This is a genomic window from Microbacterium sp. oral taxon 186 str. F0373 (assembly GCF_000411455.1).
Classification (GTDB): Bacteria; Actinomycetota; Actinomycetes; order Actinomycetales; family Microbacteriaceae; genus Microbacterium.
On the sequence record NZ_KE150457.1, the window covers coordinates 1,275,542 to 1,288,877 of the forward strand.

12 protein-coding genes and 1 riboswitch are annotated in these 13,336 nt (G+C 71.2%); of the genes, 10 read left to right on the plus strand and 2 right to left on the minus strand.

Translation table 11 applies throughout. The features are described from left to right. Positions 1-107 precede the first annotated feature (107 nt). From HMPREF1529_RS05935 to HMPREF1529_RS05955, 5 genes are read left to right on the plus strand one after another with little or no spacing between them, the layout of a single operon-like run. Positions 108-1,175 (plus strand): enoyl-CoA hydratase/isomerase family protein, encoded by a 1,068-nt coding sequence (locus HMPREF1529_RS05935; RefSeq protein ID WP_016464107.1) that lies wholly within the window; start codon positions 108-110, stop codon positions 1,173-1,175. Beyond that, complete coding sequence (locus HMPREF1529_RS05940) at positions 1,172-2,008, plus strand: LssY C-terminal domain-containing protein (RefSeq protein WP_016464108.1); 837 nt, start codon at positions 1,172-1,174, stop codon at positions 2,006-2,008. The genes HMPREF1529_RS05935 and HMPREF1529_RS05940 overlap by 4 nt, the downstream gene beginning before the upstream one ends. After that, on the plus strand, positions 2,005-2,532 hold the full coding sequence (locus tag HMPREF1529_RS05945) for a hypothetical protein (protein ID WP_016464109.1): 528 nt from the start codon (positions 2,005-2,007) through the stop codon (positions 2,530-2,532). Before HMPREF1529_RS05940 ends, HMPREF1529_RS05945 begins: the two co-directional genes overlap by 4 nt. An 8-nt stretch (positions 2,533-2,540) precedes the next feature. Further along, complete coding sequence (locus HMPREF1529_RS05950; RefSeq protein WP_016464110.1) at positions 2,541-3,488, plus strand: J domain-containing protein; 948 nt, start codon at positions 2,541-2,543, stop codon at positions 3,486-3,488. A 32-nt stretch (positions 3,489-3,520) separates the two neighbouring features. Next, positions 3,521-5,116, plus strand: coding sequence for an SLC13 family permease (locus HMPREF1529_RS05955; protein WP_016464111.1), 1,596 nt, complete (start codon positions 3,521-3,523; stop codon positions 5,114-5,116). A gap of 17 nt (positions 5,117-5,133) precedes the next feature. On the opposite strand, the gene HMPREF1529_RS05960 is transcribed toward HMPREF1529_RS05955, so the two are convergent. Beyond that, positions 5,134-6,543: a D-alanyl-D-alanine carboxypeptidase gene (locus tag HMPREF1529_RS05960; RefSeq protein ID WP_232212066.1), complete on the minus strand. Its 1,410-nt coding sequence runs from the start codon at positions 6,541-6,543 to the stop codon at positions 5,134-5,136. A 33-nt stretch (positions 6,544-6,576) separates the two neighbouring features. Further along, a riboswitch (TPP riboswitch) is annotated at positions 6,577-6,686 on the plus strand. Here HMPREF1529_RS05960 and HMPREF1529_RS05965 point away from each other — a divergent pair. The 3 genes from HMPREF1529_RS05965 (at position 6,679) to HMPREF1529_RS05975 (ending at position 9,600) form a co-directional block, all read left to right on the plus strand. Beyond that, positions 6,679-7,335, plus strand: a complete 657-nt coding sequence (locus HMPREF1529_RS05965; RefSeq protein WP_005047853.1) for an ECF transporter S component — start codon at positions 6,679-6,681, stop codon at positions 7,333-7,335. (Overlaps the previous riboswitch by 8 nt.) Positions 7,336-7,426: 91 nt before the next feature. Next, positions 7,427-8,809 (plus strand): ABC transporter ATP-binding protein, encoded by a 1,383-nt coding sequence (locus HMPREF1529_RS05970; protein ID WP_005047851.1) that lies wholly within the window; start codon positions 7,427-7,429, stop codon positions 8,807-8,809. Next, positions 8,806-9,600: an energy-coupling factor transporter transmembrane component T family protein gene (locus HMPREF1529_RS05975; RefSeq protein WP_005047850.1), complete on the plus strand. Its 795-nt coding sequence runs from the start codon at positions 8,806-8,808 to the stop codon at positions 9,598-9,600. The genes HMPREF1529_RS05970 and HMPREF1529_RS05975 overlap by 4 nt, the downstream gene beginning before the upstream one ends. Here HMPREF1529_RS05975 and HMPREF1529_RS05980 read toward each other — a convergent pair. Next, the gene (locus HMPREF1529_RS05980) at positions 9,581-10,567 is read right to left on the minus strand and encodes a sugar-binding transcriptional regulator (RefSeq protein ID WP_005047847.1); all 987 of its coding nucleotides are present in this window, start codon (positions 10,565-10,567) and stop codon (positions 9,581-9,583) included. The two genes, HMPREF1529_RS05975 and HMPREF1529_RS05980, sit on opposite strands and share 20 nt — an antisense overlap. A 155-nt stretch (positions 10,568-10,722) precedes the next feature. Here HMPREF1529_RS05980 and HMPREF1529_RS05985 point away from each other — a divergent pair, with 155 nt between their 5' ends. Together HMPREF1529_RS05985 and HMPREF1529_RS05990 are read left to right on the plus strand one after the other, a co-directional pair. Then, positions 10,723-12,450 carry a glycerol-3-phosphate dehydrogenase/oxidase gene (locus HMPREF1529_RS05985; protein WP_016464113.1) on the plus strand — a complete coding sequence of 576 codons (1,728 nt, stop codon included), beginning with the start codon at positions 10,723-10,725 and terminating at the stop codon, positions 12,448-12,450. Between the two features lie 118 nt (positions 12,451-12,568). Continuing rightward, positions 12,569-13,327: an MIP/aquaporin family protein gene (locus HMPREF1529_RS05990; protein ID WP_016464114.1), complete on the plus strand. Its 759-nt coding sequence runs from the start codon at positions 12,569-12,571 to the stop codon at positions 13,325-13,327. The last annotated feature ends 9 nt before the right edge of the window (positions 13,328-13,336 follow it).

The window sequence follows — 13,336 nt, forward strand, 5'->3', positions numbered from 1 at the left end:
TCGCCGACCATCGTCGGCCGTTGCCTCCATCCTGCCCGATCGGCCCGCGCCGGCCGGGTGCCCGCGCGGGAGGCGCCGAGACCGACGGCGCGGGTAACGTTGCGAGCGTGAGCGATGCCGCCGAACCCACCGTGCTGGTCCGCACCGTCCGGGGAGTGGGCCACCTGACCCTCAACCGTCCGCGGGCTATCAACGCACTCGACCTGGGCATGATCCAGACGATCTCCGCCGCCCTGGACCGCTGGGAGCACGACGCCGACATCGAGGTGGTGCTGCTGGACGGTGCGGGCGAGCGGGGCCTGTGCGCCGGGGGAGACGTGCGGGGCCTTCGCGAGTGGATCGTCGCCGGCCGGGTCGATGAGACCGCGCACTTCTTCCGCGCCGAGTACGCCCTGAACCTGCGTATCGCCACGTATCCGAAGCCGATCGTCGTCGTCGCCGACGGTGTGACGATGGGTGGTGGCATCGGGCTGGCCGGCCATGCGGCGGTCCGTGTCGTCACGGAACGCTCGCGCCTGGCCATGCCCGAGACACGGATCGGTTTCACTCCGGATGTGGGCGGCTCGTGGCTGCTGGCGCATGCGCCCGGACGGCTCGGCGAGTACCTCGCGCTGACCGGCGAGGCGATGGATGCCGCGGACGCCCTCGCTGCCGGCTTCGCCGATGCGCTGGTGCCGAGCGAGCGGATCGGAGACCTGCGCGCGGCGCTGGCCGATCGTGCCGACCCCGGGACCCCGGCCGAGATCGTGCTGCTGTTCGACGAGACGTCGGGGCCGTCTCGGCTCGTCGCGGCCCGTCCGTGGATCGACGACGCTTTCGCGGCCGACACCGTCGCCGAGATCATCGCGCGGCTGCGTGCGCGGCCCGAGGCGGATGCCGTGGCCACCGCCGAGACGCTCGCGGCGCTCGCGCCCACCGCGTTGACCGTCACGCTGGCCGCCGTCCGTGCCGCCCGGCGGTTGCCGGATCTTCGCGCCGCGCTCGCGCAGGAGTACGGCCTCGTGCTGTGGTTCGCCCAGACGCAGCCCGATCTGCCCGAGGGTATCCGGGCGCAGCTGGTCGACAAGGACCGCGACCCGCACTGGCATCCGGCCGCGCTCGCCGACCTCGAGGACGGGCTGGCCGAGCGGGCGCTGGCGTTCGAGCCGCCACTGGCGCTGTGGGCGCCGCGATGACGCGCACGCGCGCGCACCGCAGGTGGTCGATCGGCGTCGCGATCGACCAGTTCTTCTTCGTCTTCGCGGGGCTGGCGGCCATCTGGCTCGCCTATCTGGGCTTCACCGAGAGCTTCGCGGTCGGGTGGTGGGGCATCCTCGGCTTCCTGCTGTTCTGGCTGCTGCTGGCCTACCTCGTGCTGCCCCGACTGCACCGGATCCTGACGACGATCTACGTGCCCGACTACTTCATCGGTCGCGCCCGTACGAGCGACGGGCTTCTCGGCGACCCTGTGAACCTCGCCTTCCTGGGAGACGGCGAGCAGATCGAGCGGGCGATGCGGGCCTCGGGGTGGACCAAGGCCGATCCCGTCACCTTCGCGTCGTCCTGGCGCATCGTCACCTCGACCCTGCGTCGCCGCAGCTACCACGAAGCCCCGGTGAGCCCCCTGTTCCTCTTCGGCCGTCAGCAGGACTTCGCCTATCAGCAAGAGGTCGACGGCAACCCGGCGCAGCGCCACCACGTGCGCTTCTGGAAATGTCCGGACGGGTGGCTGCTGCCGGGGGGCCGCCGCGTCGACTGGCTGGCGGCGGGCACGTTCGACACCTCGGTCGGGCTGTCGCTGTTCACCCTGCAGGTCACCCACCGCATCGACGCCGACACCGACGTCGAGCGCGATCACATCGTCGCCACTCTCCGAACCGGCGAGCCGGCCGTGCGGGTGGACGTGATCGCGGACTTCTCCACGGGCTACCACGCCCGCAACGGCGGCGGGGACAGCATCCGCACCGATGGCGACCTGCCCGTGGTCGACGTGCGCGCCGTGCGCATCTCCGCGGAGGCCGTCGCATGAGCGGGCAGCGGCACGTGCGGCCCGAGCGGCGGCCGTCCTACGAGCCGGTGACCCGGCTGCTGCAGCCGATCGCCCATGACCCGAAGATGCCGCGGCCGTCGACGACGGTGACCGGTGCCGCGCTGGTGCTGCTGAGCGCGCTCGTCGGGATCGCCTCGATGGTCGAGCTCGCGGTGAACTGGACGGGGTACGCGAGCCAGATCGTCCTCGATCTCGACGGCGGCGATGTCACCCCTGATCTGGCCGACGCCTCTCTCGCGGTCCTGCTCGTCGTGCTCGGTGCGGCCGTGGTGATCCAGCTCGTGTGCGTGATCCTGCTGTTCTTCGGCAGCAACCTCGCACGCGTCGCGGTGATGAGCGTCGCCACCCTGTCCATCGCCAGCGCCTTCGCGAGTTGGTGGGCGCGCGATCAGGAGATCACGCTGTTCACGACGCTGCCCGCCCTGGCGCTCGACATCCTCGTGCTGCTCGCCCTGTCCAGCCGCAGCGCTGCGGCGTACGCCCGTCGCAACGAGAAGCGCTGAGAGGTCCCGTGTTCGACAGTCCCCTTTCCGCGTCCGCCTACGAGGTGCTCGGGGTCGCCGCGGGTGCCGCCGACGACGAGCTCCGCAAGGCGTATCGCCTGCGGCTGCGTCAGACCCATCCCGACACCGGCGGTGATGCCGCGCTCTTCGTCCAGGTGCAGCGCGCGTGGGAGCTCGTCGGCACGCCGGATGCCCGGAGCGCCTACGATCGCGGTCACGGTTTCGGCGCCTCGGCGCCGTCATACGGTCCGGACGGTGACGGCAGCGGCGCCGGCACGAGCTGGCGTCCGCCGTCGCGCCCGGCCGACACGCGCCCGCGGGCGCGTTCGTTCGGTCAACCCGGGGGCTGGCGCCGCGAGCGCTATCTGGATCTCATCCGCGAGTGGGCGGGGCGCGGCACCGCGCTGCCCGACCCGTACGACCCGGCGCTGGTGCGCGCGGCCCCGCGCGAGCTGAAGCGGATGCTCGCCGATGCCCTCGCCGAAGAAGCCAGTGCGCGTGTCATCGGTGACCTGGGAATGGGGTACACGGTGTGGCACGACGTCGCCGTGGACCCGCGTGATGCGTCCGTGAAGGTCGATCACATCGTGCTCGGACCGAGCGGCCTCTACGCTCTGCTCAGTGAGGATCTCGGTGGGCCGGTGCGACTGCGCCGCGGTGAGCTGATCGGTGACGGTGTCGAGGGTTCTCCGATCGCCGACCTGGTCACGGGGGCGCGCGTGCTGGCGCGCGCGGCGCGTGTCCGCTTCAGCGGCGCGATCGTCGTGCTGCCCGACGACGACGTCGTCAGCGCGATCGAGGAGATCGGCAAGGTGCGCTCGCTGCCGGTGGCGGTCGTCGCCCGTTCGGCGTTGGCGACGGTGCTCCGGCGGGGCCTGACCGGCGCCCGCGACATCGGCGGCAACGAGCTGTTCGACGTGCGCACGCGCCTGCAGCAGACCGTGCGCTTCGTCTGAGGGGCTTTCTGCTCGCCGTCTAGGGTGAGGGCATGGACCCCGCCGGCTGGACCTTCGTGATCCTCGCGCTCGCGGTCATCGCGTTCGTCAGCGGCAAGGTGCCGTTGGCACTGGTCGCCGTGGGTGTCGCGCTCGCGCTCTGGGCCACCGGGGTGCTCACCCTCGGCGAGGCGTTCGCCGGGTTCGGCGACCCCACGGTGCTGTTCATCGCGTCGCTGTTCGTCGTGAGTGAAGCGCTGGATGCCACGGGTGTCACGGCCTGGCTGGGCCATCAGGTCGTCACCCGCGCGGGCGCGGGCAGGGCCCGTCTCACCGTCGTCATCGGCGCTCTGGCGGCCGTTCTCACCGCTTTCATCTCCATCAACGGCGCCGTCGCCGCACTGCTGCCGGTCGTGGTCGTCGTCGCCGTACGTGCCGGTATCGCCCCGTCGAAACTGCTGATCCCGCTGGCATTCGCCGCCAGTGCGGGGTCGCTGCTCACGCTCACCGGCACCCCCGTGAACATCGTGGTCAGTGAGGCCGCCGTCTCCGCCGGCGGACGGGAGTTCGGCTTCTTCGAGTTCGCGCTCGCCGGCATCCCTCTCGTGGTGTGCACCGTCGTCATCGTCGCGCTCGGCGGAGGACGGCTGCTGCCGTCTCGTGCTGCCGAACGTCTGACCGATCTCGCCCCCGATCCGCGCGCGCACGCTCAGACCCTCCGCGACAGCTACGACGTCGACCTCGACACCGGCCGCCTGTTCAGCGTGCGCGAGGGCGTCGCCGAGGTGCTGGTCTCGCCCCGTTCGCGCCTCATCGGGCGCACCGCATCCGCGGGCATGACCACGAGCGAGCAGAACCTGGTGATCCTCGCCGTCCGCCGCGGCGAGGAGGACGGGCCGAATGCCTCACGCGGCACCGGTGTCGCCGGATCGCTCGTGTTGCGCGCGGGCGATGCGATGCTGGTGCAGGGGCCGTGGGCTGCGCTGATGCGCTACACCCAATCGCCCGACGTCATCGCCGTCACACCTCCCCAGATCCTGCAGCGCGCGGTTCCCCTCGGCCGGGGCGCCAAACGGGCCATCGGCATCCTGGCGGTGATGGTCGTGCTGCTCGCGACGGGACTGGTTCCCGCGGCCGTGGCGGGACTGCTGGCGGCCGGCGCACTCGTGCTGACGCGGGTCTTGAGCGTTCCGCAGACCTATCGCGCCATCTCGTGGACCACCGTCATCCTCATCGCCGGGATGGTCCCGCTGTCTTCCGCCTTCGTGTCGACGGGCGCCGCCGACGTCGTCGCGGGCGCCGTTCTCGGCGTCATCGGCACCGGTTCACCCCATCTGGCGCTGCTGGTGCTCTGCGTGCTGACGATGGTGCTCGGACAGTTCATCTCCAACGTCGCCACCGTCCTGGTCGTGATCCCCATCGCCGTCGCGATCTCGCAGTCGCTCGAGGTGAGCGTGCAGCCGTTCATGATGGCGCTCACCGTCGCCGGAGCCGCGGCATTCCTCACTCCGGTCGCGACGCCCGCGAACCTCATGGTGATGCAGCCGGGCGGCTATCGATTCGGCGACTATGGCAGGCTCGGGTTGCCGCTGATGTTCGTGTACCTCGCGGTGGCTGTGCTCTATGTTCCGCTGATCTGGCCGTTCTGACGCCGCCGCGGGCGGGCTCAGGTCGCGAGTCCCCAGAGCTGCAGCGGGTGGGTGAGACGCCACCACGCGTCGGGGTCGGGGATGTCGGCGGTCAGATGCACCCCGACGGTGGCCCCGCCCAGGGGGCCGCGCACCAGCACCTGCCCGACGGCGGCGTTCGCCGTGCGGGCCTGTCCCAGATCGAGCGTCGTGGTCGTGGTCGCGGCCGCGCCGTTCCAGAGGATCACGGCCGCGTCGGCATCCGTCACGATGTTCGCCGTCGCCCCCCAGGCGGTGCTCACGACGCCGGCGAGCGTGCCGGCCGGCAGCGTGAGGGGTGTGGAGACCTCGGCGGTGACCTCGGACAGCAGACGCGCCGTCTCCTGATCGCGCGCCTCCGCCGTGGGCTGGCCGAGCGCGGTGGCATAGACGCGCACCGGCGTGGCGCCGACGGTGATGTCCTTCGCGGCGAGCAGGTTGTAGAACGCCGCCAGACTGCCTGTCTTCAGGCCCACGACGCCGGGATCGCTCAGCAGATCGTTCGTGTTGGTGACCTCGCCCGCGCCGGGCAGTTCGACCGTGCGGGTGCGGGCGATCTCCGCGACCACCGGGTGGGCGAGGGCGATCTGTGCCAGGGTGACCAGGGCGGCCGGCTCGGCGGTGTTGGCGGGGTCGATTCCCGTCGGTTCGGACAGTGTGATCGCCCCGAGGCCGTGCCGGTCGAGCCAGGCCCGTGCGGCCTGCGCGAAGACCTCGTCGGTCGGCCAGAGGGTGCTGGCGAGTCGCTTGGTGTAGTTGCCCGCCGAGCCCATCAGAATGCCCTGCAGCATCTGGTACTCGCTGAGCGTGCCACCGACGGGCACATCCAGTGCCGATTCGTCGTCGGCCAGGTAGTCCCAGTAGGTCTGGCGGTCCCGCGAGGTGAAGGTGAACTCCGGCCCGGGCTGTCCGACGCTCAGCGGCATCTCGTCGAGGATCATCAGGACGGTGACGACCTTGGAGATGCTCGCCATCGAGACGGGTGCGCTCGAGGATGCCGCGACGGCCTCGAATCCCGCGACGCCGACGGCGCCGGCGCCCGCGGACGGCCACGCCACGGCCGACGCGGTGGCCACCGGACCGTCGGGCGTGATCTCGCGCACGGTCGGCGCCACGGCCCACAGCGGCCACAGGAGCGTCGCGGCCGCGTAGGCGCCGCAGACACCGACAGCGGTGAGCAGCGGCACGACCACGCCGGCGCGCAAGGGCGAACGCCGCGGACGCCTCTGCAGCAGGTCGGGCGCGGCGGTGGAGGCCGCCGACGTGTCCACCGCGTCGGTGACGGTCTCGTCGTCGACCCAGGCGAGCGCGCGGCGGCCCGCGCGATTGCGGACGACGATGGTGTCGGTCGGGGCGGTGCTCTCCCGCAGCGCGCGGCGCGACGGCGGGGGCGCGTCGTCCGAGGTCACCCGCCCAACGTACCCGTTCGCCGCTATACTCGAGCGCACAACCACGGGAGTCCGGTGAGCCGGGCTGAGAGGAAGCGATCCACGCTTCGACCGTCGAACCTGATCCGGATCATGCCGGCGCAGGGAGGAGAGAATATGCACGCGTCTGCGTCCCCGTCCACCGCCACCTCGTCGGATGCCGCGGCATCCCGTTCCCGCATCGGTGTCGGCCGTCTGCGCTGGAGAGTCGTCGACATCGTCGTCGCCAGCGTCATCGGCGTCGCATCGGGCCTGATCTTCCTGCTCTGGAACATCGGCTACCTCGGCCCCAAGAGCCTGCTCGACCCGCTGCTGCCCGGCATGCAGGGCCTGCTGGACGGTCCGTGGTTGTTCGCCGGCGTGCTCGGAGCGCTCATCATCCGCAAGCCCGGAGCGGCGCTGTACACCGAGACGCTCGCTGCCGTCGTCTCCGCCCTCGTCGGCAACCAGTGGGGCGGCTTCCTCACTCTGGAAGCCGGGCTGGTCCAGGGGCTCGGAGCCGAGCTCGTCTTCCTGCTGTTCCTCTACCGGGCGTGGAAGCTGCCGGTCGCGATCCTCGCCGGAGCCGGCGCGGCGATCGCGGGGGGCATCAACAACCTGATCCTCTGGTACGCCGGGGCCGACGCCGCGTTCACCGTGATCTACATGATCTGCACCACCCTCTCGGGCGCCGTCATCGCCGGAGCCCTGTCGTGGGTGCTCGCCCGGGGCCTTGCCGCGACCGGTGCGCTGGATCGTTTCGCCGTGGGGCGCGAACGCCGCGACCTCGTCTGACGTGGCGGTCGACCTCGGCGGATCGGTCGCGCCGGCAGCGGTCAGCGCCCACGGATGGGGCTGGCGACATGCGTCACGGCGGGCCTGGGCGGTGCGCGACGTCTCGTTGCGCATCGACCCGGGTGAGCGCGTGCTCCTGCTCGGCGCTTCCGGCGCGGGCAAGTCGACCCTGCTCCAGGGACTTGCCGGGGTGCTGGGCGGCGACGAAGAAGGAGAGTCGGCGGGAGCGCTGCTGATCGACGGGGCACCGGCCGCGGCGGCGCGCGGACGGGCGGGCCTCGTGCTGCAGGACCCGGACGCGCAGGTGATTCTGGCGCGGGTGGGCGACGACGTCGCCTTCGGATGCGAGAACCTGGGCGTGCCGCGCGAGGAGATCTGGCCGCGGGTGCACGCCGCACTGGATGCCGTGCGGCTGGACGTCGGCATCGACCGGCCCACGCACGCGCTGTCGGGCGGGCAGAAGCAGCGGCTCGCCCTCGCCGGCGCGCTGGCCATGCGCCCGGGGCTGCTGCTGCTGGATGAGCCGACCGCCAACCTCGACCCGGTGGGCGTCGCCGACGTCCGCGACGCCGTGGGACGCATCCTCGACGCCACGGGGGCGACGCTCGTGGTCGTGGAGCATCGCGTCGATGTCTGGCTGCCCCTCGTGGACCGGGTGATCGTGCTCGGGGCCGACGGCCTTCTCGCCGATGGCTCCCCGCAGAGCGTGCTCGGCGCGCGGGGCGCGGAACTCGCCGATGCGGGCGTCTGGGTTCCCGGCATCCCTCCGGCCGTTCCTCCCCCGCCCGCTGCCGGCGCGGGGGAGGGGCTGCTGCGCGCGCGGGAGCTGGCCGTTGCGCGGGTGCGCGGCGTGCCGGTCGCGACCGGCATCGATCTCGAGGTCCGCGCCGGTGAGGTGCTCGCGATCACGGGGCCCAACGGCGCCGGCAAGTCGACGCTCGGGCTCACCCTCGCGGGACTGCTGCGCCCGGCATCCGGCGAGCTGTCGGCCTCCACGCCGCTCGCCGCCGGGGCCGCGCCGGCGCCGATCGCGTGGCGCTCACGTGAGCTTCTCACCCGCATCGGCACCGTCTTCCAGGACCCGGAGCACCAGCTGCTCGCCCGGTCGGTGCGCGGCGAGCTCGAGGTCGGGCCGCGCGCGCTCGGGATGGACGCGGCCGCCTGTGCCGCCCGCGTCGACGAGCTCCTGGAGCGCCTGCGGCTGACCGCGCTGGCCGCCGCCAACCCGTACACGCTGTCGGGAGGGGAGAAACGCCGACTCACCGTCGCCGCCGTCCTCGCCACCGCCCCGCGTGTGCTCGTGCTGGACGAGCCGACCTTCGGTCAGGACGCGCGCACGTGGGCGGAGCTGGTCGCGCTGCTCGCGCGCCTGCGCGACGACGGATCGGCGATCGTGGCGATCACCCACGACGACGCCGTCGTCGACGCGCTCCACGCCCGCCGTTTCGCCCTGGGTGCGGAGGCGGCGGCATGAGCCTGCTTGCCGCGAACACGCGCACCCGGCCCGGCATCGTCGCACAGCTCAACCCGGTCGCCAAGCTCGCCGCCAGCGCCGTGATCGCCCTGCCCCTGATCGTGACGCTGGACTGGGTGTCGGCTGCGGTCGCGCTCGCGCTGGAGAGCGTCCTCTTCCTGTTCGCGGGGCTGCGCTGGCGCGAGTTCTGGATGCGGACGTGGCCGGTGTGGCTGGCCGCGCCCCTGACGGCCCTGACGATCGCGCTCTACGGTGCGGCGTCCGGGCAGATCTATGCCGAGTGGTTCGTCGTGCGCATCAGCGAGGGGTCGCTCGCGCTCGCCGTCGCGACGTTCTTCCGTGTGCTGGCCGTGGCTCTGCCCTCGGTCGTGCTGTTCGTCACCGTCGATCCGACCGATCTGGCCGACGGGCTCGCCCAGGTCTGGCACCTGCCCGCGCGCTTCGTGCTCGGTGCGCTGGCGGGATTGCGGATGGTCGGACTGTTCCTCGAGGACTGGAGGGCTCTCGAACTCGCCCGCCGGGCCCGCGGCATCGCCGATCAGGGTCGGATTCGACGCTTCGCCGGCATGGCGTTCGCCCTGCTCGTGCTCTCCATCCGGCGCGGTTCCAAGCTCGCCACCGCGATGGAGGCCCGCGGGTTCGGCGCCCCCGGCCCCCGCACGTGGGCGCGCGTCTCTCGCTTCGGCGGGCGGGAGTGGATGCTCGTGACGGTCGGCGTCGCGATCTCGGCGCTCTCCGTGTCGGTCGCGATCGCTGCGGGCACGTGGAACTTCATCCTCGGCCCGCGTTGAGCGGCAGCTCCACGATGCGGCGGGCGAGCGCCTCCTCGACGACCAGTTCGGTGATCAGCCCCGCCGCCAGCGCGCCGCGCAGCGCATCGATCTTGGACAGGCTCGACACGGCGCACAGGCGACGAGGGATGCGGCGGATGACGTCGAAGGAAGGCCCGCTCGAGCGGTCGTTGAGCTCGATGCCCGAGGTCGAGCCGTCCAGCCGGTAGAACACGGTGGCGCAGTCGCCGACGACGCCGTCGCGCAGCAGCATCCGCAGGTCCTCCCCGGTCAGGTAGCCGCCCGCATAGACGTGCGAGGGAACGTCGGCCTGCGGCGAGCCCAGCCCGAAGACGAACACCTGCACGCGCGCCTGCGCGTCCACAACGCGGCGGATGGAGCGCTCGCGCCACAACAGCTGCTTCGTGTGCGGGTCGTCGAACAGGGCGGGAACGGGAAACTGCTGGACGTCCGTGCCGAACGCCTGGCCGAAGCGCTCCAGAATGGCACCCGAATAGCTGATGCCGGAGGTCGACTCGTTCGCGGCGCCGTTCATCTGCACGATCTGCGATTCGTGCAACCGTTTGGTGGGCAGGTGGCGGGCGATCGCCGACACCGTCGCGCCCCAGGCGATGCCGATGCTCGCCTGCGGGTCGAGCGTGGTCGACAGGACGTGCGCCGCGGTGCGCGCGGTGCGCTCCAGACGCTCGGCGTCGGTCGAGCGCGGCGGCGTGCTGACGACATGCACGGAGATGCCGTAGCGCTCGGACAGTCGGCGGGCGACGACGCTCGTGGCCTCCTGCGGCGAATGAACCGTGATCTCCACCAGGCCGATCTCACGGGCGTGCGCGATCAGGCGCGAGACCGACGATCGCGACAGCTTCATCTCGGCGGCGATCTGCTCCATCGTCTGGTCCTGCACGTAATACAGCTGTGCGGCGTGCAGCGCGTCACGGGCTCGCGCCTCGGCGTCGGTCTCGATGCTCACGGGTCCTCCTGATCATGCACATTCGTGCAGAGTGCGGGCTACGATGCACGTATGTTCAGATCGTTTGCGCGTTCGTTCACCGACGTTTCAGTGTAGATCCGTTCCACCGTGAAAAACGCGCGGCGAGACACTGCGAAGCCGCGGAAGGAAGAGCGATGACCGAGTCGAAGGCGACGATCCGTCCGAACATCCAGGCCCTGAAGGACCGCCCCCACGCGGAAGTTCTCATCATCGGGGGTGGAATCAACGGCATCGCGACGTTCCGCGACCTCGCGCTGCAGGGCGTCGACGTCGCCCTCGTGGAACGCGACGACTACGTGAGCGGCGCGTCCTCGGCATCCAGCCACATGATCCACGGCGGTGTGCGGTATCTGGAGAACGGCGAGTTCCGCCTCGTGAAGGAGTCGGTGACCGAGCGCAACCGGCTCGTGCGCAACGCGCCCCACTTCGTGCGCCCGCTGCCCACGACGATTCCGATCCACCGCACCATCTCGGGCATCCTCACTGCGCCCTTCCGTCTGCTCGTCACGCACGGCCGCGGCAAGCCGAGCGAGCGCGGTGCGCTGCTGATCAAGCTCGGTCTCGTCATGTACGACACCTTCTCGCGCGACGGGGGTGCCGTGCCGCGCCACCGCTTCCACGGCCGTCGCCGCTCGCGCGAGCTGTTCCCCGACCTCGACGACCGGTTCCGCTACACCGCGACCTACTACGACGCCTCGATGCACGACCCCGAGCGGCTCGCGCTCGACGTGCTGCGCGACGGCGCCCGGGAGGAGTCCGCGCGCGCCGCGAACTACGCGCCCGTCGTCGGCGCTGACGGGAAGGCGGTCATCATCCACGATGCCGTCACCGGCGAGGAGTTCCCCTTCACCGCCGACGTCGTCGTCAACACGAGCGGCCCCTGGACCGACATCACCAATGACGCTCTGGGCACCCCCACCCGATTCATGGGCGGCACGAAGGGCTCGCACATCGTCCTCGAGAATGCGGAGCTGCTGGAGGCGACCCGCGGCAACGAGATTTTCTTCGAGGCGGCCGACGGTCGGATCGTGCTGATCTACCCGCTCAAGGGCCGCGTCATGGTCGGCACGACCGACATCGACGCCGACCCCTCGACCCCGACCGTCTGCACCGACGACGAGATCTCGTACTTCTTCGACCTCATCGCACAGGTCTTCCCGCACATCACGGTGGACCGCTCGCAGATCGTCTACACCTTCTCGGGCATCCGTCCGCTGCCGCGCCACGACGACCTCGCGCCGGGCTTCGTGTCGCGCGACTACCGCATCGAGAAGGCGCGCCTGGGCGGGGCCGACGGCGTTCCGGTGATGAGCCTGGTCGGCGGCAAGTGGACCACCTTCCGTGCTCTCGCCGAGCACCTGTCCACCGAGGTGCTCGCCGCGCTCGGGCGTCCGCGCCGGATCTCGACGCTCGATCTCGCCATCGGCGGCGGCGCCGGATACCCGCGCACCGACTCCGACCGCTCGCGCTGGCTCGAGGCCCATCGTGGAGCGCACAGCGCCGCGTTCGCCGATCGCATGCTGGAGCGCTACGGCACCTACGCCACCGAGATGCTCGCAACGCTGCCGGTCAACCAGCGTCCGCTTGAGCACGCCCCGGGCTACTCGGCGGAGGAGATCGCCTTCCTGGCCGAGCGCGAGGAGGTGGTCACGCTCATCGATCTGCTCCTGCGCCGCACGCACATCGCCTTCGTCGGTGGTGTCACCGCCGAGACCCTCGCCGAGGTCGCCGAGGCGGCGGCCCCGGTTCTCGGATGGGACGCCGATACCACTCGTGCCCAGATCGACGACGCGGCCCGCGTGCTCCAGGAGCGGCACCGCATCGACGTCGAGACCTCCCACCTTGCGCCCTTGAGCGCATGAGAGGCAGGAGGAGCCGCTTCTAGAATCCGGCGCGGCCTGACGCCGGCATCCCCTTCAGGTCATTCTTCCCGCCCGGCGGCGTCGCCGGGGGAACCTCTGCAGAAAGGTCAATGCTGACATGCAAGACATCAATCTCGGGCTCTACTTCGTCTCAGAGCTCGTCGGGACGGCGATGCTGCTCCTGCTCGGCGGTGGCGTCGTCGCCAACGTCATTCTCGCCAAGTCGAAGGGCTTCGGCGGCGGCACGCTGATGATCAACTGGGGTTGGGGTCTGGCGGTGTTCGCGGGGGTGCTGGTCTCGTCGTACTCCGGTGCGCAGCTGAACCCCGCGGTGTCGATCGCGCTGCTGATCGCCGGGAAGATCGGCGTCGCACAGTTCTTCGTGGCCATCGCCGCGCAGCTGGTCGGTGCGTTCATCGGTGCCGTGCTCTGCTGGCTCGCCTACAAGCAGCACTTCGACGAAGAGCCGGACGCGGCCACCAAGCTGGGCGTCTTCTCCACCGGACCCGCCATCCGCTCCTACGGCTGGAACCTGGTCACCGAGGTCATCGGCACCTTCGTGCTCGTGTTCGTCATCTTCGCGTTCGCCGACTACGGTGACGTCCAGATCGGCACGCCGGGCGCCCTCGGCCCGCTCACCGCCGTCCCCGTCGCCCTCCTCGTGGTCGGCATCGGCGCCTCGCTCGGTGGCCCGACCGGCTACGCCATCAACCCCGCCCGTGACCTCGGTCCCCGCATCGCGCACGCGATCCTGCCGATCAAGGGCAAGGGTTCCAGCGACTGGTCGTACGCGTGGGTCCCCGTCGTCGGCCCGCTGCTCGGTGGCACGATCGCCGCGCTCGCCGCCCCGGCGCTGCTGCACCTCGCGCACATCTGATCCGTTCCC

What these genes read in the sequence shown, in the direction of transcription:
- HMPREF1529_RS05940 (WP_016464108.1), top strand. Translation starts at nt 1,172, where the DNA reads ATGACGCGCACGCGCGCGCACCGCAGGTGGTCGATCGGCGTCGCGATC.
- HMPREF1529_RS05945 (WP_016464109.1), top strand. Translation starts at nt 2,005, where the DNA reads ATGAGCGGGCAGCGGCACGTGCGGCCCGAGCGGCGGCCGTCCTACGAG.
- HMPREF1529_RS05955 (WP_016464111.1), top strand. Translation starts at nt 3,521, where the DNA reads ATGGACCCCGCCGGCTGGACCTTCGTGATCCTCGCGCTCGCGGTCATC.
- HMPREF1529_RS05965 (WP_005047853.1), top strand. Translation starts at nt 6,679, where the DNA reads ATGCACGCGTCTGCGTCCCCGTCCACCGCCACCTCGTCGGATGCCGCG.
- HMPREF1529_RS05975 (WP_005047850.1), top strand. Translation starts at nt 8,806, where the DNA reads ATGAGCCTGCTTGCCGCGAACACGCGCACCCGGCCCGGCATCGTCGCA.
- HMPREF1529_RS05985 (WP_016464113.1), top strand. Translation starts at nt 10,723, where the DNA reads ATGACCGAGTCGAAGGCGACGATCCGTCCGAACATCCAGGCCCTGAAG.
- HMPREF1529_RS05990 (WP_016464114.1), top strand. Translation starts at nt 12,569, where the DNA reads ATGCAAGACATCAATCTCGGGCTCTACTTCGTCTCAGAGCTCGTCGGG.